At 63.6% G+C, this 22,348-nt stretch carries 16 protein-coding genes; 7 read left to right on the top strand and 9 right to left on the bottom strand.

The annotated features are described in order from the left end of the window. Positions 1-17: 17 nt before the first annotated feature. Complete coding sequence (locus tag AB0H22_RS20835) at positions 18-1,352, bottom strand: adenosylmethionine--8-amino-7-oxononanoate transaminase (protein WP_358148788.1); 1,335 nt, start codon at positions 1,350-1,352, stop codon at positions 18-20. 123 nt (positions 1,353-1,475) lie between these two features. Between AB0H22_RS20835 and AB0H22_RS20830 the strand changes: the two genes are divergently transcribed. Then, positions 1,476-3,656: an acyltransferase family protein gene (locus AB0H22_RS20830; protein WP_180750344.1), complete on the top strand. Its 2,181-nt coding sequence runs from the start codon at positions 1,476-1,478 to the stop codon at positions 3,654-3,656. A 40-nt stretch (positions 3,657-3,696) separates the two neighbouring features. Further along, positions 3,697-5,838 (top strand): glycogen debranching protein GlgX, encoded by a 2,142-nt coding sequence (gene glgX, locus AB0H22_RS20825; protein WP_358148622.1) that lies wholly within the window; start codon positions 3,697-3,699, stop codon positions 5,836-5,838. A 9-nt stretch (positions 5,839-5,847) separates the two neighbouring features. Here the strand turns inward: glgX and ilvA are convergent, their stop codons facing one another. Next, complete coding sequence (gene ilvA, locus AB0H22_RS20820; protein WP_358148787.1) at positions 5,848-7,092, bottom strand: threonine ammonia-lyase IlvA; 1,245 nt, start codon at positions 7,090-7,092, stop codon at positions 5,848-5,850. An 11-nt stretch (positions 7,093-7,103) separates the two neighbouring features. Beyond that, on the bottom strand, positions 7,104-7,541 hold the full coding sequence (locus tag AB0H22_RS20815) for a nitroreductase family deazaflavin-dependent oxidoreductase (protein ID WP_180749948.1): 438 nt from the start codon (positions 7,539-7,541) through the stop codon (positions 7,104-7,106). 158 nt (positions 7,542-7,699) lie between these two features. Here AB0H22_RS20815 and AB0H22_RS20810 point away from each other — a divergent pair, with 158 nt between their 5' ends. From AB0H22_RS20810 to AB0H22_RS20800, 3 genes are read left to right on the top strand one after another with little or no spacing between them, the layout of a single operon-like run. Then, entirely contained in the window at positions 7,700-7,906 is a 207-nt protein-coding gene (locus AB0H22_RS20810) for a hypothetical protein (protein ID WP_180749947.1), read from the top strand. A gap of 33 nt (positions 7,907-7,939) precedes the next feature. Then, complete coding sequence (locus AB0H22_RS20805) at positions 7,940-8,698, top strand: hypothetical protein (RefSeq protein WP_358148619.1); 759 nt, start codon at positions 7,940-7,942, stop codon at positions 8,696-8,698. A gap of 47 nt (positions 8,699-8,745) precedes the next feature. Beyond that, positions 8,746-9,519 carry a DUF6498-containing protein gene (locus AB0H22_RS20800; RefSeq protein ID WP_358148616.1) on the top strand — a complete coding sequence of 258 codons (774 nt, stop codon included), beginning with the start codon at positions 8,746-8,748 and terminating at the stop codon, positions 9,517-9,519. A 16-nt stretch (positions 9,520-9,535) separates the two neighbouring features. On the opposite strand, the gene dnaE is transcribed toward AB0H22_RS20800, so the two are convergent. The 4 genes from dnaE to lspA all read right to left on the bottom strand — a co-directional run bounded on the left by dnaE (position 9,536) and on the right by lspA (position 15,907). Beyond that, entirely contained in the window at positions 9,536-13,093 is a 3,558-nt protein-coding gene (gene dnaE, locus AB0H22_RS20795; RefSeq protein WP_358148614.1) for a DNA polymerase III subunit alpha, read from the bottom strand. A gap of 335 nt (positions 13,094-13,428) precedes the next feature. Continuing rightward, positions 13,429-14,370 (bottom strand): EamA family transporter RarD, encoded by a 942-nt coding sequence (gene rarD, locus AB0H22_RS20790; protein WP_180749943.1) that lies wholly within the window; start codon positions 14,368-14,370, stop codon positions 13,429-13,431. Further along, positions 14,367-15,284 (bottom strand): RluA family pseudouridine synthase, encoded by a 918-nt coding sequence (locus AB0H22_RS20785; protein WP_180749942.1) that lies wholly within the window; start codon positions 15,282-15,284, stop codon positions 14,367-14,369. The genes rarD and AB0H22_RS20785 overlap by 4 nt, the downstream gene beginning before the upstream one ends. Further along, complete coding sequence (gene lspA, locus AB0H22_RS20780) at positions 15,281-15,907, bottom strand: signal peptidase II (protein ID WP_358148611.1); 627 nt, start codon at positions 15,905-15,907, stop codon at positions 15,281-15,283. Before lspA ends, AB0H22_RS20785 begins: the two co-directional genes overlap by 4 nt. Before the next feature lie 98 nt (positions 15,908-16,005). On the opposite strand from lspA, the gene AB0H22_RS20775 reads away from it, so the two are divergent. Then, positions 16,006-16,923 (top strand): asparaginase, encoded by a 918-nt coding sequence (locus tag AB0H22_RS20775; RefSeq protein ID WP_358148786.1) that lies wholly within the window; start codon positions 16,006-16,008, stop codon positions 16,921-16,923. Here AB0H22_RS20775 and AB0H22_RS20770 read toward each other — a convergent pair. Beyond that, positions 16,888-18,255 (bottom strand): DNA polymerase IV, encoded by a 1,368-nt coding sequence (locus AB0H22_RS20770; protein WP_358148609.1) that lies wholly within the window; start codon positions 18,253-18,255, stop codon positions 16,888-16,890. The two genes, AB0H22_RS20775 and AB0H22_RS20770, sit on opposite strands and share 36 nt — an antisense overlap. Positions 18,256-18,382: 127 nt before the next feature. On the opposite strand from AB0H22_RS20770, the gene AB0H22_RS20765 reads away from it, so the two are divergent. Further along, positions 18,383-18,952 (top strand): methyltransferase domain-containing protein, encoded by a 570-nt coding sequence (locus tag AB0H22_RS20765; RefSeq protein ID WP_358148606.1) that lies wholly within the window; start codon positions 18,383-18,385, stop codon positions 18,950-18,952. A 121-nt stretch (positions 18,953-19,073) separates the two neighbouring features. Here the strand turns inward: AB0H22_RS20765 and ileS are convergent, their stop codons facing one another. After that, the gene (gene ileS, locus AB0H22_RS20760) at positions 19,074-22,313 is read right to left on the bottom strand and encodes an isoleucine--tRNA ligase (RefSeq protein ID WP_358148603.1); all 3,240 of its coding nucleotides are present in this window, start codon (positions 22,311-22,313) and stop codon (positions 19,074-19,076) included. Positions 22,314-22,348 lie beyond the last annotated feature (35 nt).

Raw genomic sequence — 22,348 nt, 5'->3', positions numbered from 1 at the left:
AGGTTAGCGCACGGGGTTCATTTTCCCGCCACTGCGCTCGGCCCCGGCGATGCAACCTCGACAGCGGTCGCCGCGCTCACCATCGCATCGGTGATACGGCGGATCTCGTCATCACCGCAGATGTAGGGCGGCATGGTGTAGATCAAGGTCCGGAAGGGGCGCAGCCACACCCCCGCATCCAGCGCCGCGTCCGTAGCGATCTGCATGCCGCGCGTCCCCAACGGGAGCTCCATGTCGATGACGCCGATCGCCCCGCAGACCCGCACATCGGCGACACCCTCGAGATCGGCGGCAGGTGCCAGGCCCTCACGTAGTCCCGCGGAGATCTCCGCGATTCGTGACTTCCAGTCCCCGGACAGCAGCAGCTCGATCGATGCGACCGCCACCGAACACGCCAAGGGGTTGGCCATGAAAGTCGGGCCGTGCATGAGCGCGCCCACCGGGCCGTCGCTGATAGTGCGTGCGATCTTGCCGGTACACAGCGTGGCGGCCAAGGTGAGATAACCGCCGGTCATCGCCTTGCCGACGCACATGATGTCGGGGCTTACGTCCGCGTGATCGGCGGCGAACAGCTCGCCGGTGCGCCCGAATCCGGTCGCGATCTCATCGAAAATGAGCAGTACGCCGTGCCTGTCACAGATGGCGCGCAGGTCCGACAGATAGCGCGGATCGTGGAACCGCATGCCACCGGCGCCCTGGACCACCGGTTCCACGATGACGGCGGCAAGTTCTGCGGCGTGCTCCGACAGCTCCGCTTCGAAGCGCGTCATGTACACGTCGTCGTATGCACTGGGAACCTGGTCGGCGAAGATCTGCTTGGCCAGCACCGAATACTCGCCGGACCACAGCGAATGCATACCGCCGTCTGGGTCGCACACGCTCATCGGGGTGAAGGTGTCGCCGTGATAACCCCCACGCCAGGTCATCAGACGGTGTTTGGCGGGCAGTCCCAGGCTGCGCCAGTACTGCAGCGCCATCTTGATCGCCACTTCCACTGACACGGATCCGGAGTCACTGAAGAACACCGTTTCCAGGCCGGGCGGCGTGAGCTCCACGAGCAGCTGCGCCAGCCGCGCGGCAGGTTCGTGGGTGAGCCCACCGAACATGACATGACTCATCGAGGCCAACTGCGCGGTCACCGCCTGGTCCAGTGCCGGGTGTCCGTGGCCATGGATACACGCCCACCATGAGCTCATCCCGTCGAGCACCTCGACCTGTTCGCCGGCGCGCACCACGGTGATGTTCGGCCCGCGTGCGCCGGTCACCACCAGCGGTCGCATCGGGTCGCCAATCCTGCTGTACGGATGCCATACATGCGCAGCATCGACGGCTCCGACCTCATCTGGTGTCAACCTCGGCACAGTTGTCGAGCCTGTCACAGGCGAGCGATATGCAGCCATCCGCCTCGGGGCGCACACGCCGTAAGTGCACAACTGACGAGACTCTCGGCAACCATGGGTACATTGGGGGCGAAAATGTTCTTCGTCTCAGCAACCAAACCAATGACCGATCCCGAGGTGCCACCCGCCGCGGCGATAGACGCCACCCCAAAACCCAAGGTCAACAAGGCATTTCATCGCTACGACCTTGACGGCCTGCGCGGCGTGGCAATCTTCTTAGTCGCGGTATTTCACGTGTGGTTCGGCCGGGTATCAGGTGGAGTTGACGTTTTCTTAACCCTCTCCGGCTTTTTTTACGGCAGCAAGCTACTTCGCACAGCGACCACACAGGGAGCGTCACTCAACCCGGTGCCGGTCTTGAAACGACTGGTCCGGCGCCTGCTCCCGGCTCTCATCCTGGTGCTGGCGGCCTGCGCCGTACTCACCGTCCTGGTGCAACCGGAAACCAGATGGGAGACGTTCGCCGAACAGAGTTTGGCCAGTCTCGGCTACTACCAGAACTGGGAGCTCGCCAACACCGCCGCCGACTATCTGGCGGCCAGCGAGTCGGTGAGCCCGCTGCAACACCTCTGGTCGATGTCGGTGCAGGGACAGTTCTACGTCGGCTTTCTGGCGGTGGTGTATCTGCTGGCCGTCATTCTGCGCAAACCGCTCGGCCGATTCATCCGCCCGGTGCTCATCACTGTGATCGCGGGTCTGGCCGTCGCATCCTTCGCGTACGCGATCTACGCCCATATCGACTTTCAGTCGCTCGCCTACTACAACACGTTCGCGCGGGCTTGGGAGTTGCTGCTGGGCGTGCTGGTTGGCGCGTTGGTAGCGGGTACGCGCTGGCCGATGTGGCTTCGCCAGGTCCTCAGCATCGCGGCCCTCGCGGCGATCCTGTCCTGCGGCGCGTTCATCAACGGCGTCCGCGAATTCCCGGGCCCACTAGCGCTGGTGCCCGTCGTCGCCACGCTGATCCTCATCTTGTCGGCGGCGAACTTGCCGGCCGACACCTCTCCACCGGTGATCAATCGATTCCTCGCCACCCGGCCACCGGTCGAGCTGGGCTCGCTGGCCTACTCGCTGTACCTGTGGCACTGGCCACTGCTGGTGTACTGGATGGTCTTCAGCGGCGAACCCAAGGTGTCGCTGTGGGAGGGTGCGGCCATTCTCGGTGTGTCGCTGGCGCTGGCATATCTGACGAACAAGTTCGTCGAGACGCCCCTGCGCTACCCGAGGGTCTCGCCCAAATCCTCGACGGTGTGGGTCCGATTGCGTCGCCCCACGCTGGCGCTCGGCACGTCGATCGTCCTGATGGCTGTCGCACTCACCGCGACCTCGTTCACGTGGCTCGAACACGTCACGGTGCAACGCTCGAACGGCAAGGAACTCTCCGGTCTACGCCCGCGCGACTATCCGGGCGCGGGGGCGCTGCTATACGGCGACCGTGTGCCCGATCTGCCGATGCGGCCTACCACGCTGGAAGCCTCCGACGACTTGCCGATCACCACCGAGCAGGACTGCATCAGCGATTTCCGAAACCGTGCGGTAATCAGCTGTACCTACGGCAATCCGCATGCCACCCGAACCATCGCTCTTGCCGGTGGATCACACGCCGAACACTGGATCACCGCGTTAGACGTCTTGGGGCGGCAACACAACTTCAAGGTCACCACCTATCTCAAGATGGGCTGCCCGCTCAGCACCGAAGAGGTCCCCCGTATCGCCGGATCCAACGATCCCTACCCCGATTGCAAGAAGTGGGTCGACGAGGTCATGTCGCGGCTGATCAAGGAACACCCCGCGTACGTCTTCACCACCACTACCCGTCCGCGCTCGGCATTCGGCGACGGTGACGTGATGCCCGATAGCTACTTAGGTATCTGGTCGGCCTTCGACGAGGCCGGGATCCCGGTTCTCGGCATGCGCGACACCCCCTGGCTCATCGACAAGGACGGCACCACCTACGCCGCCGCAGACTGCATTTCCGCGGGTGGAAACTCTGATTCATGTGCCATGGATCGCAACCGCGCGCTCGACGACGTGAATCCGACGCTCGCCATCGCGAACCAGTTCCCGCTGCTGAAGATCCTCGACATGACCCGCGCCGTGTGCCGACCCGACAAGTGCCGGGTTGTAGAGGGAAACGTGTTGGTATATCACGATTCTCACCACATCTCGGCCACCTATATGCGCACCATGACCAAAGAGCTGGGGCGGCAGATCGCCATCGCCACCGGGTGGTGGCGGCCGATTCCGCCGGGCCAGTGAGCCGCGCGATCCCGGCGGGCGACCGATAGGGTCTATGAGTATGACCCTGCCACCACTTCAGGTATGGCCGGGCAACCCCTATCCGCTGGGTGCCACCTATGACGGAGCAGGCACCAACTTCTCCTTGTTCTCCGAGGTCGCGAGCGCCGTCGAGCTGTGCCTAGTCGCCAAGGACGGCACCGAAACCCGAATATCCCTCGACGAGGTCGACGGGTACGTCTGGCACTGCTACCTGCCGACCATCTCCCCCGGCCAGCGTTACGGATTCCGGGTACACGGCCCCTGGGATCCTACGAGCGGGCACCGCTGCGACCCGAGCAAGCTGCTGCTCGACCCCTACGGCAAGGCCTTCCACGGCGAATTCGACTATGCGCCCGCCGTCTCGCCGCCACTAATCTCCTACCAGACCGAACCGCTCGACACCGAGGTACTTCTCGCGCGAAATTCCCTGGGTCACACCATGACCACCGTGGTCATCAACCCGTACTTCGACTGGGGTTCTGATCGCCGCCCCCGTACTCCCTACCACGAGACAGTCATCTACGAGGCCCACGTCAAGGGCATGACGCAGACGCATCCCGGCGTTCCCGAAGAGCTCAGAGGCACCTACGCCGGTCTGGCACATCCGGTGGTAATCGACCATCTGCATTCCCTCGGCATTACTGCCATCGAGCTGATGCCCGTGCACCAGTTCTTCCACGACAGCCGACTGATCGCTCTCGGGCTGCGAAACTACTGGGGGTACAACACCTTCGGATTCCTGGCCCCGCATGCCGGATACGCGTCCTCACCGCACGCCGGTGGCTCCGTCGCGGAGTTCAAGGCGATGGTGCGCGCACTGCACGAGGCGGATATCGAGGTCATTCTCGACGTTGTCTACAACCACACCGCCGAGGGCGACCATATCGGCCCGACACTGGGCTTCCGGGGCATCGACAATCGCGCCTATTACAAGCTCAACGATGACAACCTCGCCCGGTACACCGACTACACCGGCACCGGTAACAGCCTCAATGCCCGCAATCCACACACGCTGCAGCTCATCATGGACTCGCTGCGCTACTGGGTCACCGAGATGCATGTCGACGGGTTTCGCTTTGATCTGGCCTCCACCCTGGCCCGCGAGCTACACGATGTCGACCGGCTCTCGGCGTTCTTCGATCTGGTGCAGCAGGATCCGATCGTCAGTCAGGTCAAGTTGATCGCCGAGCCCTGGGATATCGGCGAGGGCGGATACCAGGTCGGGAACTTCCCCGGGCTGTGGACCGAATGGAACGGCAAGTTCCGCGATACCGTCCGCGACTATTGGCGTGGGCAGCCCGCCACCCTCGGGGAGTTCGCCTCCCGGCTCACCGGCTCGTCCGACCTGTACGAGGCCACCGGGCGCCGACCCAGCGCGAGCATCAACTTCGTCACCGCGCACGATGGTTTCCCGCTGCGGGACTTGGTGTCCTACAACGAGAAACATAACGAGGCCAACGGCGAGAACAATAAGGACGGGGAAACCTACAACCGCTCATGGAACTGCGGTGTGGAGGGGCCCACCGATGACCCGCAAGTCCTCGCACTGCGGGCCCGCCAGATGCGCAACATCCTGGCGACCCTGGTGCTGAGCCAGGGCACACCCATGCTCTCGCACGGCGATGAGATCGGCCGGACCCAGCTGGGCAACAACAACGTCTACTGCCAGGACTCCCCGCTGTCCTGGATGGATTGGGAACTAGCCCAGACCAACGCCGACCTCCTGCAATTCGCCACGTCGGTGATCGCGCTGCGCAAACAACACCCAGTGTTCCGGCGCCGCCGGTTCTTCGCGGGTCGACCGATTCGGGAGGGCGAGGAAGTACGCGATATCGCCTGGCTGACACCCGCCGGCGAGGAAATGACCACCGCCGATTGGGACAGCGGCTTCGGCAAGAGCCTCGCCGTCTTCCTCAACGGCGAGGCCATTCCCGAACCCAACGCGCGCGGTGAGCGCGTGTCCGGCGACTCTTTCTTGTTGTGTTTCAACGCCTATGACGAACCGTTGGATTTTGTGACGCCCGACGGCGACTACGCCAACCAATGGACCGCGGTACTGGACACCGCCGAACCGACCGGCAAGTGCTCTGCCCTCATCGACGCGGGCCAGGCCGTGCGGGTGCAGGATCGCGCCCTCATCGTGCTGCGTAAAAGCGGGTAGTCGGTCCCGCTACGTCAGGTAGCGGAAAGCCGGCGAATCGGGTTCCAGCCGTTCGATATCCAAATCGGAATCGCTCATCCGCGCCACCAGGCCCGGCAGGTCGTCGGCGTTACTGAGCTCGATGCCCACCAGCGCGGCACCCATCTCGCGGTTGTTCCGCTTGACGTACTCGAACAGTGTGATGTCGTCATTCGGACCGAGTATCTCTCCCAGGAAACGCCGCAGCGCACCGGGCTCCTGCGGGAAATCAACCAGGAAGTAATGCTTGAGCCCCAGGTGCACCAGCGAGCGTTCCAGGATCTCGCCGTACCGCGAAACATCGTTGTTACCACCGGAAATCAGGCACACCACAGTGGATCCCGGCTCGATCGACATCTCCGACAGCGCGGCAACCGACAGCGCACCGGCGGGCTCAGCGATGATCCCCTCGTTCTGATAGAGCTCCAGCATCGCGGTGCAGGCCGCACCTTCGTCGACGGTCATCAACGTGAGCGCCTCCCCCGCCGAGGCCAGCAACCGATACGGAACCGTCCCGGCCACCTTTACCGCACAGCCGTCGACGAAGGGGTCCACATGCTCGAGTGGAACCGGCCCGCCCGCATGCATGGCCGCAGCCATACACGCGGCACCCGCCGGTTCAACGCCCACGACCCGCACCTGTGGTGCCCGCTCGCGCAAGTACGTGACGATCCCGGAGATACACCCGCCACCGCCTACCGGGACCACCACAACATCCGGTTGGACATCAAGCTGGTCGAGGATCTCCGCAGCGATGGTGCCCTGCCCTGCGATGGTCCGCACGTCGTCAAATGCCGGTACCAAGGTGGCCCCGGTACGTTCGGCATCGGCCTTGGCCGCGGCGGCCGCTTCGTCATAGCCGTGGCCGACCGCGATCAGATCCACGAATCCGTTGCCGTGGTAAATGATTCGTTGCCGCTTCTGCTTGGGCGTCTTGCTCGGGATATAGACGCGCCCGTGCACGCCCATCGACTTGCACGCCAGCGCGAAGCCCTGGGCATGGTTACCGGCACTGGAGCACACCACGCCGGCGGCCTTCTCCTCGTCGCTGAGCTGCATCAGGAGATTGAAAGCTCCGCGCAATTTGTACGACCGAACCGATTGCAAGTCTTCGCGTTTGAGATACACGTTGGCGCCCGTGAGCATCGAGAGCCGATCGGCATGTTGAACGGGAGTCGGGTGCACCACTTCATCGATGCGCTTGGCCGCGGCGTCGATATCGGCGGCGGTCACCATCTGGTTGGCACTCAAGAGACAGGCGTCAGCACGAAAACCGGGATCTGACGGTCGGTCTTGGTCTGGTATTCGGCGTAGGGCGGGTAGGCCTCGACGGCACGATCCCACCACTGCGTCTTCTCGTCGCCGGACACCTCGTGTGCTTGGTAGTCCTTCGTGGTGCTGCCGTCCTGCAACTCGACGAGCGGGTTTTCCTTCACGTTGTAGTACCAGACGGGGTTCTTGGGGGCGCCGCCGAGCGAGGCGACGATGGCGTACTCGCCGTCGTGTTCCACCCGCATCAGCGCGATCTTGCGCAGCTTGCCCGACTTGGCACCGAGCGTGGTCAGGAGGATCACCGGCATGTCCGCAATGGTGATGCCGTCGGTCGTCCCGCTCTCGAGAATCTTGGCCACCTGCTTCTGCGACCAATCGAGTCCACTGGGTTCGTATTCACCGGTTACTGGCATGCGGACAACTGTATCGCTCTACCTATCGGGAATTCACGCCGATAACGCCGAACACCGGGGACGCGACCTGCGTCGAACCTACCCAAGGACTTTGTTTCATAACCCACGATGTGCGTGTTCGGTTGACCAAACTTCCCGATAAGGCTTATCCTTTATTCATGACAACCTTCGAGCGCGCGGCACATGAGGTGCGGTCGGTGGACGTCGCCGGGGTGGCGTGGCCCGTCTACAAGCTGTCCGCACTCGGAGCCGGTGCGATGGTCTTCGTGATCGGCCTGTTGCTCATGGCCTCGATGTCGACCGCGGTGCTCTCCGCCGCCGCCGTAGCCAGCATCGTCTGGCTCACAGGCTCGCTCATTCACTGAACGGATTCTCACCGCGGGGTGTATTACATCCCCATGTCTTCGCCAAGCGAACCGGCCGCCGAATATCCCGGAGGGCACCGTGTGGAGCGGCTTGCCCACGAGGTGACCGACGACGTGCTTGCCGCCGAACAGCGCCTGCCATCTTGGCTGCGTCCTGGTGCGCCCGAAAGTCGGATACCAGTTCTCATCGCGCTCCTTGCGGCGATCGGGCTCCAACTGTCCATACCCCCGCAGTTCAACCTGACACCACGTTGGCCATTACCCGCGCTTGAATTCGCACTCCTGGTGGTGCTGGTGATCCTGAACCCCGTAAGGCTCACCCGTTCGACAACCATCGGGCGATGGGCCACGTACTTGCTGATTGCCGCGATTACCGCCGACAACACCATCTCGGCGGCACTGCTGAACTACAAGATCGTCAGCGGGCAGATGGGCGATAACCCACGGGTGCTCCTCGGCAGCGGGCTGGCAATCTTCATCACCAACGTGATCGTGTTCGGCATGTGGTACTGGGAGTTCGATCGCGGCGGGCCGTTCGCACGCCACACCACCAAACGGCCATACCCGGACTTCATGTTTCCGCAGATGGCCAATCCTGAACTCGCACCGCCCGATTGGCGCCCAAAATTCCCCGATTACCTGTACGTGAGCTTCACCAACGTCGTCGCGTTCTCCCCTACCGACACCATGCCACTGTCACGCTGGGCCAAGATGCTGATGACCTTGCAATCCATGGTGGCCCTCTCCACAGTCGCGCTGGTGCTCGCCCGTGCGGTGAACATACTGAGCTAGCGGTGGCCCCACATAACGATGTCCCGACGTTAGACGACCCCGGGACCATGAATCGGATCCTTCATCTGGTCACGATGATCGCGGTCAATGCCATTCCTCTGGCCGGCTGGTTCGTCGGTGGGTGGTCGCCGGGCACCACGCTCGCGGTGTACTGGTTCGAAACCGTCGCCGCCTCCCTGTTCGTCGGGCTCCGGGCCGTCCTCCACAAACGGTGGAGCCCGCGTCGCGGACATTTCAAGTACGAGGCGCCGGGTCCGGACCGGAGTTACTCCCGAACCTCCTTCATCAAGGGGTTCCTCTTCACCACCCTCGTCTTCTCTGCGGCGCACGGATTCTTCCTCGCGGTCATCCTGCTCTTGCTCACCCACAACGGCCAAGCAGCCATGATCGGTATCGACTGGCGCAGCGTGGGATTCGGGTGTCTGCAGGTGCTGATAGCCCTGGCGGTCGACTTTCTGGTGGATCTTCCCGGCCTGCGTCGATGGTCGTTCTGGCAGCTCGAGGTTATGGCCAGTCGCGGGTTCATGCGAGTGGGCGTCGTGCACCTCACCTTGATTTTCGGCATGCTCGCCGTCGCGGTGACCGATGCACCCTCAGCGTTGTTCGGGGTCTTCGTCGTCCTCAAAACCATGTACTCACTAAGCACCACATTCCCGCAATGGGAGCCGAGCACGCCGCCGCGCTGGCTCAGCCGCGCGATGAATCGCGTCCCGAGCGCGCGCCCCGGACTGACATTCGAGGAACAGTGGGCCAAGGACCGCATCGATGAAGCCAAGCGACGCAAGGAAAACGAACAGCCGTGGAAAGGGACGCGGCGGTAGCCACACGCCCACCCGATCAGCCGCCCAGGCAGCCAGGCCCGAGCAGCGCCTTGAGATCCCCCATCAGCGCCGAGGACGGTGTCACCCGAAGCGACTGATCGAGCTCCAGCGTGGTGACGCGTTCCCCACTGATCAACCGCAGATGTACCTGATTGGTACCGGGGTGCCTCGCCAATACCTGCTTGAGCGCGGTGACCTTGTCGATGGTGCACTGCCTCGTCGGGAGCGTCACGGCAACCGGACGGTCGTCGGAGGCTTGCGAGAAGTCAGGCACCACAAGGTCATTGGCGATCAGTGATATTCGGTCGTCACGAATCGCCACCTTCGCGTTCACCAGAACCACCGCGTCGTCGGCTATCTCGGCGCCGTAGACCGAGTAGGCCTGCGGGAAGAAGAGCACCTCGATGCCACCCGTGAGGTCCTCGAGCTGTGCCGAGGCCCACGGCATCCCGTTCTTGTTCACGCGACGGTTGACGGAGGCCAAGATGCCACCCACACGTACCTGGGTGTCGTTGGCGATATCGCCTTCGAGGATCGTGGGGATCTGGGTGTCGGTCTGACGGCCCAGTAGGTGTGCCACCCCATTGAGCGGATGCCCGGATACATACAGGCCCAGCATTTCTCGCTCGAGGGCGAGCTTGTGCTTCTCTTCCCACTCATCGTCGGGCACCTTGATGGCGAAAACATTGACGGCATCGGCATCGTCGTCCCCCGCGCCGCCGAACAGGTCGAACTGCCCCATCGCCTCGGCCTTCTTGGTGCCCAGCACCGAGTCGACGGCATCGGACTGGACCAAGAACAGCCCCTTGCGGGAATGCCCAAGGGAGTCAAAGGCTCCCGCCTTCACCAGCGATTCGGTGACCTTCTTGTTGCAGGCCGCGATATCGATCTTGTGCAGATAATCGGAGAAGTCGGTGAACGCGCCCTTCGCCTCACGGGTCGCAATGAGCGACTGGACCACATTGGCGCCGACATTGCGGACACCGCCAAGCCCATAACGGATGTCCACGCCCACGGACGCGAAGTTATGCACCGACTCGTTGACGTCCGGCGGCAACACCGTGATGCCCAGACGGCGGCAATCGGCAAGGTAGACGGCGGCCTTGTCCTTGTCGTCACCCACGGACGTGAGCAGGCCTGCCATGTATTCGCCCGGGTAGTTGGCCTTGAGGTAGGCGGTCCAGAAAGACACCAAACCGTAGCCGGCGGCGTGCGACTTGTTGAACGCGTACCCGGCGAACGGAAGAATGGTGTCCCACAACGCCTTCACGGCCTTTTCGGAGAAGCCGTTATTGGTCATGCCTTCGTAGAAGCCCTTGTACTCGGCTTCCAGTACTTCGAGCTTCTTCTTGCCCATGGCCTTGCGGAGCGCATCGGCCTTACCCATTGAGTACGAGGCGACCTTCTGCGCGATGAGCATGATCTGCTCTTGGTAGACGATCAGGCCGTAGGTCTCGGAAAGGATCTCCTTGAGCGGCTCCTCCAGCTCGGGATGGATCGGCTTGATCGGCTGGCGGCCGTTCTTACGGTCTGCGTAGTCGTTATGCGCGTTCATGCCCATCGGACCGGGGCGGTACAGCGCCAGCACCGCGACGATGTCGTTGAATCCGGTGGGCTGCATGCGGCGCAGCAGATCCCGCATCGGTCCACCATCAAGCTGGAAGACGCCGAGAGTGTCACCGCGGGAAAGCAATTCGTAGGTCGGGGTGTCTTCCAGAGGCAGGTGATCCAAATCGAGGTCGATGCCGCGGTTGGCCTTGATGTTGTCCAGCGCGTCACCGATGACGGTGAGGTTGCGCAGCCCCAGGAAGTCCATCTTCAGCAGGCCGATGGCCTCACAGGACGGGTAGTCCCAGCCGGTGATGATGGCGCCGTCCTGCGGCCGCCGCCACAACGGGATCGCGTCGGTCAGTGGCTCCGAGCTCATGATGACCGCACAGGCGTGCACGCCCGCGTTGCGGATCAAGCCCTCCAGACCACGCGCGGTCTGGTAGATGGTCCGCACATCCGGATCGGTATCGATGAGGGTGCGAACCTCGGCGGCTTCCTTGTACCGCTCATGTTGGGGGTCGGTGATACCCGAGAGCGGGATGTCCTTGGCCATGATCGGCGGCGGTAGCGCCTTGGTGATGCGGTCCGCCATCGCGAACCCGGGCTGCCCGTAGTGGATACGCGCCGAGTCCTTCAGTGCCGCTTTGGTCTTAATGGTGCCGAAGGTGATGACCTGCGCCACCCGGTCGCTGCCCCACTTGTCGGTGGCGTACCGAACCATTTCGCCGCGGCGACGATCGTCGAAGTCGATATCGATATCTGGCGCTGACGGCCGTTCCGGATTGAGGAAGCGCTCGAACAGCAGTCCGTGCGGGATCGGGTCGATATTCGTGATGCCCAGTGAATAGGCGACCAGCGAACCGGCGGCCGAACCGCGGCCCGGGCCCACCCGGATGCCGACCTCCTTGGCGTGTGTGATGAGGTCACCGACAACGAGAAAGTATGCGGGAAAACCTTTTTGCTTGATGACGTCCAACTCGTAGTGCGCGCGGGTGAAGTACTCGTCGGGCACTCCGCCTGGAACACCGTGGAACCGGTTCGCTAGTCCGCGATCGACTTCCTTGCGCAGCCAGGAGTCCTGGTCTTCGCCCTCCGGCACCGGAAACACCGGCATCCGGTCCTTGAAGCTCCAGACATCGTCATAGGACTGCACACGCTCGGCGATGAGCAGCGTGTTGTCACACGCTCCAGGCACCGAGTCGTCCCACAAGTCCCGCATCTCGGACGCCGGCTTCAGGAAGTAGCCGTCGCCGTCGAACTTGAAGCGCGTGGGGTCCGACATGGTCTTGCCGGTCTGCACGCACAGCAGTGCCTCGTGGTTGTGCGAGTGGTCCTTGGTGACGTAGTGGCAGTCGTTGGTTGCCAGTGGCGGAATCCCGAGCTCGCGGCCCACCTCAAGCAACCCATCGCGCACGCGCCGTTCGATGGACAGTCCATGGTCCATCAGCTCCAGGAAGAAGTTGTCCTTACCGAAGATCTCCTGCCATTTGGCGGCGGCAGCAATTGCCTCGTCCTTCTGCCCCAGCCGCAGCCGGGTCTGCACCTCACCGGACGGACAGCCCGTGGTGGCGATGATGCCGCTGGAGTGTTCGGCGATGAGCTCCGCATCCATCCGTGCCCACTTGCCCAGCTGGCCCTCGAAGGAAGCCAGCGAAGACAGCTTGAACAGGTTGCGCAGGCCCGTCGCGTTCTCGGCCACCATCGTCATATGGGTGTAGGAACCCGAACCGGACACGTCGTCTGACTTCTGGCCGGGATCACCCCAGAACACGCGCTTGGTGTCGAATCGCGACGCCGGGGCGATGTAGGCCTCGATACCGATGATCGGCTTGACCCCGGTGGCGCTGGCGACGTTGTAGAACTCGCTGGCGCCGTACATGTTTCCGTGGTCGGTCATGCCGACCGCGGTCATGCCCAGGCGCTCGACCTCGGCGAGCATCGGCTTGATCTTCGCCGCACCATCGAGCATCGAGTACTCGGTGTGGTTGTGCAGATGCACGAACGAAGAATTCGAGGAGCTCACACGTGCCTTTCGTACTGACCCATGACGGTCATCAATCACTAGAGGGGTCAGTTTATTGCGAGGGTCCGACAGACCCGGGCGTGTCGGGGGTGTGTCGCCAGCCTCATCCAGCTATCGGCTTCACAGCGGCCACAACCGCCCCGCCAGCAACGGCTACGAACCGCTCCCGCGTGTTGCCGGGCACGTGGCGTCGACCGTGAAGGGCACCTCGTTGATACCGGCCTCGATGTCCCTCATGTCGACTTTTTGTGCGGCGCCTGTGATCAGGTAGTTCGCCCGCCTCGGCGGCAATCCGCCGGGGCAATGTTCAGTGTGTGTCAGGTCGCACTGAGCGGCTAGAGCGGAAGACGCTCGGCAGGTTCGACCGGAGTGCCACTGCGGGCACGGCGCGCCCTCAAGACGGTATCGACGGTGAAGATCGCCAGCGCCACCCAGATCAGCACGAAACCCACCCACCGCTCCGACGGCATCGCCTCATGCTTGACCAGCACACCCCAGAGCATTTGCAACGTCGGTGTCAGATACTGCAACAGCCCGAGGGTTACCAGCGGAATGCGCTGTGCCGCAATGCCGAACAACAACAGCGGCAATGCGGTCACCACACCGCTCAGCACCATCAGCGCGGTGTGGCCGTGGGCGTAGCCGAAGAAATGCTGCTGACCGGTCGCCCCGAGGAAGACCAGGTAGGCGATCGCGAACGGCGCCGCGACGATTCCCTCAGCGGTCAGGCTCACGCGTGGATCGACGGTCACGGTCTTCTTGATAGCCCCGTATCCGGCGAACGAGACCGCCAGTATCAGCGTGATCACCGGGAGCTGCCCGTAGTTGATCGTCAACACCGCCACCGCGGTGAAGGCCAGCACAAGAGCCAGCAGCTGCCATCGGCTGAGCGGCTCCCGGAAAATCAGTACACCCAGCAGCACCGTGACCAACGGATTGATGAAGTACCCGAGCGCCGCGTCGAGCACATGTCCGGAGTTGACGGCGTAAATGTAGACACCCCAGTTGAGGGCGATAAGCACCGAGGCGCCGACGAGGAGGCCCCAGTTGCGCAGTCCCATGGTGATGAGGTCTCGCATCCGTCGAGAGACGGCGACGACGACCGCCATCAGCAGTAACGTCCAGACCATCCGGTGGGCGAGAATCTCCAGCGCACTCGCGGGTTCCAGCAAGGGAAAGAAGGCCGGAAACATCCCCCACATCAGATAGGCGGCAGCGCCGAACAGGTATCCGGACCTCAGGCGGTTCTGTTCAGGAGCCGTGACGGCGCCACTCATCGCAAAACGTCGAGGGCATGCGCCAGATCCTTGGGGTATTCGCTGGTGATTTCCATCCAGCGACCGTCCCCCGGGTGCGCGAAGGCCAGCGATTTCGCATGCAGCCATTGACGTTCCAGCCCTAGCTTGGCCGCCAGCGTCGGATCGGCGCCATAGGTGAGATCACCACAGCATGGGTGTTTGATCGCCGAGAAATGCACCCTGATCTGATGCGTGCGACCGGTTTCCAGGTGTACGTCCAGCAGACTGGCCGCCACGAACGCCTCAAGGGTGTCGTAGTGGGTAATGGAATGACGTCCGTCCTCAACGACGGCGAACTTCCAGTCATGCCCGCGGTGCCTGCCGATAGGCGCGTCGATAGTGCCGCTGGATGGATCCGGATGTCCTTGCACGAGAGCGTGATAGCGCTTCTCGATGCGACGATACTTGAAGGCGCGTTTGAGCTCGGTGTAGGCCTTCTCCGACAGCGCCACGACCATCACCCCGGAGGTTCCGACATCGAGGCGGTGCACGATGCCCTTGCGTTCCGGCACGCCGGATGTGGTCATGCGGAACCCGGCGGCGGCGAGCCCGCCGAGCACGGTGGGACCGGTCCAACCAACAGAGGCGTGTGCCGCGACGCCCACCGGTTTGTCGACGGCGACCAGGTCGTCGTCGGCGTAGAGGATCGTCATGCCCTCAACGGTCTCGACCCGATTCTCCGGCGGCGCCTTAGGTTCGGGGAGCGTGACTTCCAGCCAGGTGCCGGCGATGAGTTTCTCGGATTTGGCGACGGCGACCCCATCAAGCAGTACCGCGCCCTCCTCGGCGAGGGTGGCCGCGGCGGTCCGAGACAGTCCGAGCAAGCGTGCAAGTCCGGCGTCGACTCGCAAGCCCGACAAGCCCTCGGGCACCGGCAGTGAACGCGAGGTCATGCCGGCTTGGTCTGGGACGTCTGCGCGTCCGCGCTTTCTGTGTCCTCTTTGTCGCTCCCCGAGGGTTCCTGGTCGTCCTGGTCCCCGGCTGCTCCTCGGGTCGAGCGTTCGTCGCTGTCGTAGTCGTAACCGAATACCGACAGCGCCACCAGCGTGATCGCCCCACCCACCACCGCTGGGTCGGCAACGTTGAAGACCGGCCACCATCCCACCGACAGAAAGTCGACCACATGGCCGCGCAGCGGTCCGGGTCCGCGGAAAAATCTGTCGACGAGATTGCCCAGTGCGCCGCCGAGAATCATGCCCAAGCCGATTGCCCACCATGTCGAAACCAACCGACGGCCGATGAGCAGGATTCCCACCACCACCGATATCGCGATGAGGGTCAGCACCCAGGTGTAGCCGGTGGCGAACGAGAACGCGGCACCAGAGTTGCGCACCAATGTCCAGGTGACAGTGTCGCCGATGATGGGAACGGGTTTGCCCGGCTGCAGCAGTTTGACGGCCAGGACCTTGGTGACGATGTCCAGCACGAGCACCACTGCCGCCACGATGAGCAGCAGTTTTATCCGCCGTTGGGGCTTCGGGGCGGTTACGGGCTCGTCACTCACGCCCCCCATCATCCCTTACCGGGCGGGGCGCTTTGCGCAGCGCGTCTGCGATGATCGCGGCTGTGCCCGATGTTCTTCGCCCAAATGGCTCATCACCGACCCTCGTGCTGCTGACCACCGGCGGAACCATTGCCACCGCGGTGGGCAGTGATGGCATCGCCCGGCACGCCAGTTCCGGCGATGCCCTGCTCGCAGCCTCCGGGCACGGAGACGTCGCGGTCGACGATCTGATGACGGTCGACAGCTCCGATATGACCCCGCGGCGCTGGCAGCAGATCGCCGCCTCGATCCGCGGACATGTCGCGGCCGGCGCCACCGGGATCGTCATCGCGCACGGTACGGACACCTTGGAGGAGACGGCGCTCTGGCTCGCGCTCACCTGCGCGGTACCGGTACCTGTCGTGCTCACGGGGGCACAACGCAGTGGGGACCACCCTGAATCCGACGGTCCGGTCAATCTGCACGATGCGTTGACCGTGGCCGCGGGCGGCGATGCCCTGGGTGTCGTGGTGTGCTTCGCGGGGCAGGTGTACCCGGCGGCCGGGATTCGCAAGGTCGACCTGGTCGCACCGGCGGGATTCGCCGGTGTCGCACCTATCGGGCATGTGCGCGACGGAGTATTTACTCGAAGCGGCGACGCGCACTCACCATTTCTCGGCACCGTGACGCACGCTGCGCTGCCACGCGTCGACGTCGTCAGCCTTTACCCGGGTGCCGACGCGGCAGCTCTCGACGCTTACGTGCGGGCCGGCGCACAAGGGCTCGTGCTGGAGTCGATGGGGGCCGGCAACGCCAATGACGTTGTCATCGAATCTGTTTCCCGCCACATCGACAACGGTATTCGGGTCCTGGTCACCACCCGGGTGCCGTGTGGAGTGCTGGCGCCCGGGTACCCACCGGGCCAGAAGCTGGTGGACGCCGGCGCAGTGATGGTGCCCAGGCTTCGTTCCGGGCAGGCCCGCGTGCTGTTGATGGCGGCCCTGGCCACCGGCTCAGACCTCGTCGCCGTCGTCAAGCGGCTCGGCTGACTCCTCGGGCCAGTCCAGACTCGCCAATGGGTCGGCGCGGCTGATACCCGGATCGTCGACGCCGAAGGTGCGTGCGATTCCCGGTCCGCTGCTTCGCGTCTCGAATCTGACGGTCATGACGCCGTGGCCCGTGCCCTGAATCCACCCGTGGCCGAAGTCAAGATGGTTGACGTCGTCACCGACATGCCAGCTCGCGGTCTCTGGAGCACGCTCGGCGCTGGACGGAGTCTCGTCGGTTTCAGCGACGTGTTCTGCCTGATCCAGGTCAGGGAAGAGCGAGGTCTGCTGGACATCGGAGAATCCGGAGAATCCCACACCGACAAGCCGAATGGGACCGATCTCGACAGGGTCGAGTAGCAGCCGTCGGGCCGCCGACATCAGCACGGCGCGCTCTGTGGTGGCATAGGGCAGCGTCGCCGACCTGGTCAGGATGCTCATATCCGAGCGCCGCAGCTTCACGGTGACGGTGCGTACGCCGCGACCGTGCTTGATGAGCCGCCGATGGGCGTGCGCGCCAATGGGTTCGATGGCCTCGCGAAGTTGGCCAAGGGTCGTGAGGTCGTCGGCGAAGGTGGACTCTGCACTGATCTGCTTCGTTTCGGCGCGTTCGGCTACCGGCCGCTCGTCGATACCGCGTGCAAGCTGGTGCAAGGCGGGCCCGATGGTGCCCCCGAGTACCGAGGCCACCTCACTGGTCTGCAGTGCCGCGAACTGGCCAATAGTGTTGATTCCCAGACGGTTCAGCCGTTCTTCGGCAACAGGCCCTATCCCCCACAGTTTACGCACCGGGAGATCGTCGAGCATCCCCCGTTCCGCATCGGGTGCGATGATTTGCACCCCGTCAGGTTTGGCGAGTCCCGATGCGATCTTGGCGATCTGTTTCCCGGATCCCGCGCCGACTGATGCGATGAGCCCTGTCTCGGCGAGCACCCGAGCGCGAAGCTCGTCGATGTATCTGGCGACTGATTCAGATTCGGCTCCTGCCAATTCGACGGGTTCACCGAACGCTTCGTCAAAGGACAGCTGTTCGAGAACCGGGATCATCGACCGCACGGTGGCGAATACGCGACGGCTGGCGACTCCGTATACGGCACCGCGGGGAGGCAGGACAACGGCATTGATGCCGACCAGGCGTCGAGCCTGATGCATCGGCATCGCCGAGCGGGCGCCGAAAACCCTGGCCTCATAACTTGCGCCGGCAACGACGCCTCGGCCCCCGGCGCCGCCGACGAGGACCGGCCGCTCACGCAGGGTTGGCCGGGTCAGCTGCTCGACCGAGGCGAAGAAGGCATCCATGTCGAGGTGCAAGACCCATCGACCGGCAGCGCACACGCGATCATCGTATTGCGGAGGGCAGACGTCCTCGTACCGTGAACACCGAGCCGCGGGTGGCTGAACCCCGACAGGAATTGGCGGAATCACGGTACTCGGACAGCCGGCCCGCCCCTAGCCTGGTGATATGGCAATGAATTTGGTGCATCGCTGGTGTTGTAGCTCGGAGCTGTGGGCGCGCAAGACCGAGTCGCAGCTCCTCCCGTGGGCGTTGCAGGGCGTCGAGCTCGGTGAGGACGCCCTGGAGATTGGGCCCGGCTACGGCGCGAACCTGCGGGTGCTGACCAAGCGAACACCCAAGCTCACCGCTGTAGAGATCGACGAGCCCATGGCATCACGCCTGCAGCGGCTCTACGGCGACGAGGCCACCGTCATCCAGGGCGATGGCACTCGACTGGTGTTCGACGACGACCGGTTCAGCTCCGTCGTGTGCTTCACGATGCTGCATCACGTCCCCACCCCGGATCTGCAGGACGCGCTGTTCGCCCAAGCACATCGAGTGCTGGCCCCGGGCGGTGTCTTCGCGGGCAGCGACGGTGTCCATTCCACCGTGTTCCGGCTGCTGCACATCGGCGACACCTATAACCCAGTACCGACAGCATCGCTACCGGATCGCTTGCGGGCAGCGGGTTTCACCGATATCGAGCATCATCTGGATGGTGGAAACCAACGCTGGCGCGCCGTAAAGGCCGCCTAATCCGCCGTCTTCTTCAAGGACACCCGGACCCCATCTCGACTGGCGCCCTTCGAATCGAGTGTGCGGATACGGTCGGTTTTCCAACGAATTTCGACTAGATCCGCACACTCGATCGGCGGCGTCATTCACCCACTACGGTCATGCGCACACGGTAGCCGGGCCCAACCTCGCCGCCCATGACACCGTCAGCGCCGATTTTCCGTACGCCTCGCTGCATATCGACGTCTGGAAAATCCCGACCAAGCTGGATATTCGGGTCAACTTCGACCTGAAAGCCCCCAACTGCCAATACTTCCCTCGCGATGAGCTGGTCGAACTCAGGACGCCAACTTGCCGGCAGTTCCGGAACGGAGACCGTTAGGTGGATCCGGTCGCCGACGTTCAGATCCCACTGCCGGCGATACTCCTGCAGCTCACGGATCAGGTCGCGGGCCCAGCCCTCGGCCTCCAGCTCCTCGGTAAGGGTGTCATCGAGGATGACCAGCCCGCCGCCCTCGGGAAGCGCCGCGGTGGAATCCGGTTCCGCGGCTACCAGTTTCGAATCAAACTCACCCTCGTGCAGGATGATCCCGGCGGCTGTAATGACACCGTCGGCGCTCTGCTCCCAGTCGCCGGCCTTGACCGCACGAATGACCGTCTGCACGTCCTTGCCCAACCGCGGGCCTGCGGCACGCGCGTTGACGGACAGCTCGAACTTTCCGTATGCGGCGATATCATCGGTCAGTTCAACGGATTTGACGTTGAGCTCATCGGCGATGAGTGCCGTGTACGGCTCCAGCCGCTTAGGGTCGGGCACCGCCACCGTCAGCTTGAGTAGCGGCAGACGCACCCGCAGCTTCTTGGCCTTGCGCAGGGAAGACCCCGTGGAGGCCACCTTTCGCACCTCGTCCATGGCCGCCACCAAATCCGGATCGGCGGGCAGCGCCGAGTCGGACACCCAATCGGTCAGGTGCACCGACCGCTCCCCCGTCAATCCCCGCCAGATGACCTCGGTGGTCAGCGGTAGCAGCGGCGCCGCCAGGCGACACGTCGTCTCCAGGACTGTGTGCAGGGTGTCGATCGCGTCCGCGTCCTCATCCCAGAACCGCGAACGTGACCGCCGCACATACCAGTTGGTGAGCGCGTCGGTGAACTGCCGCAGCTGATCGCAAGCTCCCGAGACATCGCAGTCGTCCATGGACTTGGTGAGGTCGTCACGCAGCTGCGCCAGTTTGGCCAGGATGTACTTGTCGAGCACCTGGGTGGAATCGGTGCGCCAGGTGCCGGGTGTGGGCGCGTACAGCTGCAGGAAGCTCCATGCATTCCACAGCGGCAGGATGACCTGCCGTACGCCTTCACGGATGCCCTGCTCGGTGACGATCAGGTTGCCACCGCGCAGGATCGGTGAGGCCATCAGGAACCAGCGCATCGCGTCGGAGCCATCACGGTCGAAGACCTCGTTGACATCCGGGTAGTTCCGCAGCGATTTGCTCATCTTCTGGCCGTCATTGCCCAGCACGATGCCGTGCGATATGCACGTCCTGAACGCCGGGCGATCGAATAGCGCGGTGGCCAGCACGTGCATCACGTAGAACCAGCCGCGGGTCTGGCCGATGTACTCGACGATGAAATCTGCCGGGAAGTGGTTCTCGAACCATTCGGAGTTTTCGAACGGGTAGTGCACCTGCGCGTAAGGCATTGAGCCCGAGTCGAACCAGACGTCGAAGATGTCGGAGATGCGGCGCATGGTGGACTTGCCGGTCGGGTCGTCAGGGTTGGGCCGGGTCAGCTCGTCGATGTACGGCCGGTGCAGGTTCGCGGGCCGGACACCGAAGTCGCGTTCCAGCTCGTCGAGGCTTCCGTATACATCGATGCGCGGATACGCCGGGTCGTCGGACTTCCACACCGGAATGGGGCTGCCCCAGTATCGGTTTCGAGAAACCGACCAGTCACGTGCGCCTTCCAGCCACTTGCCGAACTGACCGTGCTTGACATGCTCTGGATACCAGGTGATCTGCTCGTTGAGCTCAACCATCCGGTCCCGGATGTCGGTCACCTTGATGAACCAGGACGACACGGCGCGGTAGATCAACGGGTTTCGGCAGCGCCAGCAGTGCGGGTACGAGTGGTCATACGTCTCGTGACGCAACAGAACGGCACCGTTCGCGGCCGCGGGGCCGGTGCCGTTCTTGAGGTCCTTGATGATCTGCGCGTTGGCGTCGAAGACCTGCTGGCCCTCGTAATCGGGCACGGTGGCGTCGAAGCGGCCCTTGGAGTCGACGGGCGTGACCGGAGTGATCCCGGCCTTATCGGTGACGTTTTTGTCCTCTTCACCGTAGGCGGGTGCCATGTGCACGATGCCGGTGCCGTCTTCGGTGGTGACGTAATCGGCGGGCAGCACAGTAAAAGCGGTGGACGCGTTGCCTTCCTGGAAGTACGGGAAGGGCGGGACATACCGCATGCCCAGCAGATCGGCGCCGGTGTAGGTATCCAGCACGGTGGGTTCTTCACCCAGCTCCCGGGCATAGGCACCCAACCTCGCCTGCGCCAGCAGATAACGGTCCTCGGAACCTTCGCCCTTCACAACGGCGTAGGTCACCTCGGGATTGACCGCGACGGCCAGGTTCGATGGCAGCGTCCAGGGCGTGGTGGTCCAGATCAGCAGCCGAGCCCCTTCGAGGACCGCCCACTGCGTGTCTTCGTTCCCGGCGATCCGATAGCCGACGGTGACGGCGGGATCCTGCCGGTTCTGGTACACATCGTCGTCCATGCGCAGCTCGTGGTTGGACAGCGGCGTCTCATCACGCCAGCAGTACGGCAGCACGCGATAGCCCTCGTACGCCAAACCCTTGTCCCACAACTGTTTGAACGCCCAGATGACCGATTCCATGAAGGTCAAGTCGAGCGTCTTGTAATCGTTGTCGAAGTCCACCCAGCGCGCCTGCCGGGTCACGTAGTCGCGCCATTCCTTGGTGTATCGCAGTACCGATTCGCGGCAGACGTCGTTGAATTCGGCAATGCCCATATCGTCGATCTGGGACTTGTCGGTGATACCGAGCTGCCGTTCTGCTTCCAGCTCTGCGGGCAGGCCGTGGGTGTCCCAACCGAATCGGCGGTCCACCTGGTATCCGCGCATGGTCTGATAGCGCGGCACGAGGTCCTTGACGTATCCGGTGAGCAGATGCCCGTAATGCGGGAGCCCGTTCGCGAACGGTGGCCCGTCGTAGAAGACGTATTCCGGGGAGCCCTCACGATTCGCGATGCTGGCGCGGAACGTGTCGTCCTCGTCCCAGTAGCGCAGCACCTGCTCTTCGAGCGCAGGAAGATTCGGCGATCCGCTGCGCTGATCGGCACCTAGATCGGTGCGTGGGTACGCGTCCATCAACACTCCCTGTGCTCGCCGGCACGGGGACGATG

Origin of the sequence: Mycobacterium sp. NPDC050853, from assembly GCF_040653875.1 — a bacterium.
GTDB lineage: Bacteria > Actinomycetota > Actinomycetes > Mycobacteriales > Mycobacteriaceae > Mycobacterium.
The sequence above is the reverse complement of the archived record's forward strand: the minus strand, read 5'-3'. Positions and strand labels throughout refer to the sequence as shown.

Coding starts and splice junctions, on each gene's coding strand:
- rarD (WP_180749943.1), bottom strand. CDS start 14,370: ATGAGTGGCGCCGTCACGGCTCCTGAACAGAACCGCCTGAGGTCCGGA.
- AB0H22_RS20805 (WP_358148619.1), top strand. CDS start 7,940: ATGTCTTCGCCAAGCGAACCGGCCGCCGAATATCCCGGAGGGCACCGT.
- AB0H22_RS20765 (WP_358148606.1), top strand. CDS start 18,383: ATGGCAATGAATTTGGTGCATCGCTGGTGTTGTAGCTCGGAGCTGTGG.
- glgX (WP_358148622.1), top strand. CDS start 3,697: ATGACCCTGCCACCACTTCAGGTATGGCCGGGCAACCCCTATCCGCTG.
- AB0H22_RS20830 (WP_180750344.1), top strand. CDS start 1,476: ATGTTCTTCGTCTCAGCAACCAAACCAATGACCGATCCCGAGGTGCCA.
- AB0H22_RS20815 (WP_180749948.1), bottom strand. CDS start 7,541: ATGCCAGTAACCGGTGAATACGAACCCAGTGGACTCGATTGGTCGCAG.
- ileS (WP_358148603.1), bottom strand. CDS start 22,313: ATGGACGCGTACCCACGCACCGATCTAGGTGCCGATCAGCGCAGCGGA.
- ilvA (WP_358148787.1), bottom strand. CDS start 7,092: ATGGTGACCGCCGCCGATATCGACGCCGCGGCCAAGCGCATCGATGAA.
- AB0H22_RS20810 (WP_180749947.1), top strand. CDS start 7,700: ATGACAACCTTCGAGCGCGCGGCACATGAGGTGCGGTCGGTGGACGTC.
- AB0H22_RS20785 (WP_180749942.1), bottom strand. CDS start 15,284: ATGACCTCGCGTTCACTGCCGGTGCCCGAGGGCTTGTCGGGCTTGCGA.
- AB0H22_RS20800 (WP_358148616.1), top strand. CDS start 8,746: ATGAATCGGATCCTTCATCTGGTCACGATGATCGCGGTCAATGCCATT.
- lspA (WP_358148611.1), bottom strand. CDS start 15,907: ATGATGGGGGGCGTGAGTGACGAGCCCGTAACCGCCCCGAAGCCCCAA.